Annotated in this window: 2 protein-coding genes and 1 pseudogene; 1 reads left to right on the top strand and 2 read right to left on the bottom strand. The window is 39.0% G+C overall.

The genetic code is table 11. The annotated features are described in order from the left end of the window. Nucleotides 1-165 (bottom strand): annotated as a pseudogene (locus AACY61_RS12930) (acylneuraminate cytidylyltransferase family protein); the annotation flags it as partial. A 258-nt stretch (nucleotides 166-423) separates the two neighbouring features. After that, nucleotides 424-798, bottom strand: coding sequence for a hypothetical protein (locus tag AACY61_RS12925; RefSeq protein ID WP_339611995.1), 375 nt, complete (start codon nucleotides 796-798; stop codon nucleotides 424-426). Between the two features lie 435 nt (nucleotides 799-1,233). Here AACY61_RS12925 and neuC point away from each other — a divergent pair. Beyond that, nucleotides 1,234-2,031 (top strand): UDP-N-acetylglucosamine 2-epimerase (gene neuC / locus AACY61_RS12920; protein WP_339611994.1); only part of this gene is annotated, 798 nt, incomplete at its 3' end.

Below are 2,031 nucleotides of genomic sequence, written 5' to 3'. Positions count from 1 at the left end.
TACATCCCTATCATCTGTTGAAATAACTATCTTAGATAGGTATTTAGATTTTTTAGCCACATTTATAGTGTACTCTATAAGTGGTTTTCCGGCTACAAGTCTCATGTTTTTTCCCAATACACCCTTACTGCCTCCACGAGCAGGTATTACAGCTAAAACCTTCATGATTTAAGTTTTCTGATTTTATAAAGAAAATATGTTCTAAGTTTTTCTAATAACCATTTAATCCTATTTCTAAAGCTTGTATCAAGTCTAATTAAAGTATAACCGCCAACATAATTTTCTTGTTTTTTATTTGATCCCAAAGAAAAGTCTTCGTTTTTTAGGTTGCATATATTCTGACTTACCAAAGCAAAAGGAAATACATTAATAATAAATTTAATTTGATCAGCTCTATACCCTTCTACAAAAATAATTGAGTTATCATGAGCTATTTTTTCTTAAGAATGCTGAATCATTAAATGCCCCATCAAAAATTATTAAATCAAACTTTCGATTACCTGTATATTCTTCAAAAGAATGAAGATGATTATATGAAAAGGTAGTTTCTAAATCTTTTAAATTGAGTTTAAGTTGTTCTATACAGTACCCATTATTTTCTGTTCCAAAATAAATTAACTCATTTTTAATAGAACCTAAAAGATAAGGTATCGTTCCAATCCCAATTCCAAACTCAAAAACAAAGTTGACATTATTTTTCTTTACAATTTTCTCTAGTCCCTTTAAAGCATACGTAGAAGCAATGTGTTGCGACCCATCTTTTTGAGAAAAAAATTTATACACTTTTTTATAAATCATATTTTGCTTTTGGAAAAAATTAATATTCTGTCATCATTTGAACCCATACAATGAATGCGCTTGTTTTCATATTTGGCAGGGATGATGGCGAGGATGTTCATGAATTCTACGGTTTCAAAATTATACTATTGCGTGTTTTACAAATATAGGATACGCCGGGTAGTATGCAGGCATCATTTTTTAGAAATGTTTGGATTGGGCCTAAGATTTCAACTATACAGGTAAGCTTCTACAAATAGGTAACCAGGCCGAGGACATATTTTATACCCCATGATCAAGTTGCTACGAACGCTTTTGGCAGTATTAATGCTTTTTCGCAAAGAGAATGACAAAAACATAAAAAATATCTGCACACCTTTGCAGGCTGCAAAAATATTTTTCAGTTCGTCCGGTTATCTCTATTCCTTTTTATATTTTTAACCCAAACTCCCATCGATGTCAAAACGTACCATTGCTGTAGTAATCACTGCCCGCCCTTCTTACAGCCGGGTGAAGTCAGTCTTGAAGGCTATCGAGGCGCACCCCCATCTGGAATTGCAACTCATTGTGGCTGCATCTGCCTTGCTGGACCGCTATGGGTCAGCCGTCAATTATATTGAAAAAGACGGCTTTCAAATAGCCGCTAAGGTCTTCAATGTCCTGGAAGGCGAAAACCTGACGGCCGCCGCTAAAACTACCGGAATTGGTATCCTTGAATTGTCGACTGTTTTTGACAACCTGAAACCCGATATAGTCGTGACCGTGGCCGATCGTTTTGAAACCATGGCCACCGCCATTTGTGCGTCTTATATGAACATCCCTTTGGCACACCTTCAGGGTGGAGAAGTGACGGGCAACATCGATGAAAAAGTGCGGCATGCCATCACCAAACTGGCCGACTATCACTTTGTGTCCTCTGAAGAAGCCGAAGCCCGGGTGTTGAAGCTGGGTGAAGACGCTGCCATGGTATTCAACACCGGTTGCCCCTCCATTGATTTGGCGGTGCCTGTATTACATAGCAAAACCTTGTTGTTTGACCCCTATCAAAAATACGGTGGCGTGGGTGCAATGCCCGACCTCAGCGAGGGGTACCTCGTGGTCATGCAACACCCCGTAACCAATGAATATGCGCTTTCGCGCAAGCAAATTGAAGCTACGCTGCACGCCATCAACGAATTACACATTCCCACCCTTTGGTTTTGGCCCAATGTGGATGCCGGAGCCGACGGGACTTCGACAGGCATCCGTAGTTTC

The sequence above is a fragment of the uncultured Planktosalinus sp. genome (assembly GCF_963973675.1).
Taxonomy (GTDB): domain Bacteria; phylum Bacteroidota; class Bacteroidia; order Flavobacteriales; family Flavobacteriaceae; genus Planktosalinus.
This window is presented reverse-complemented; position numbering and strand designations above follow the sequence as displayed.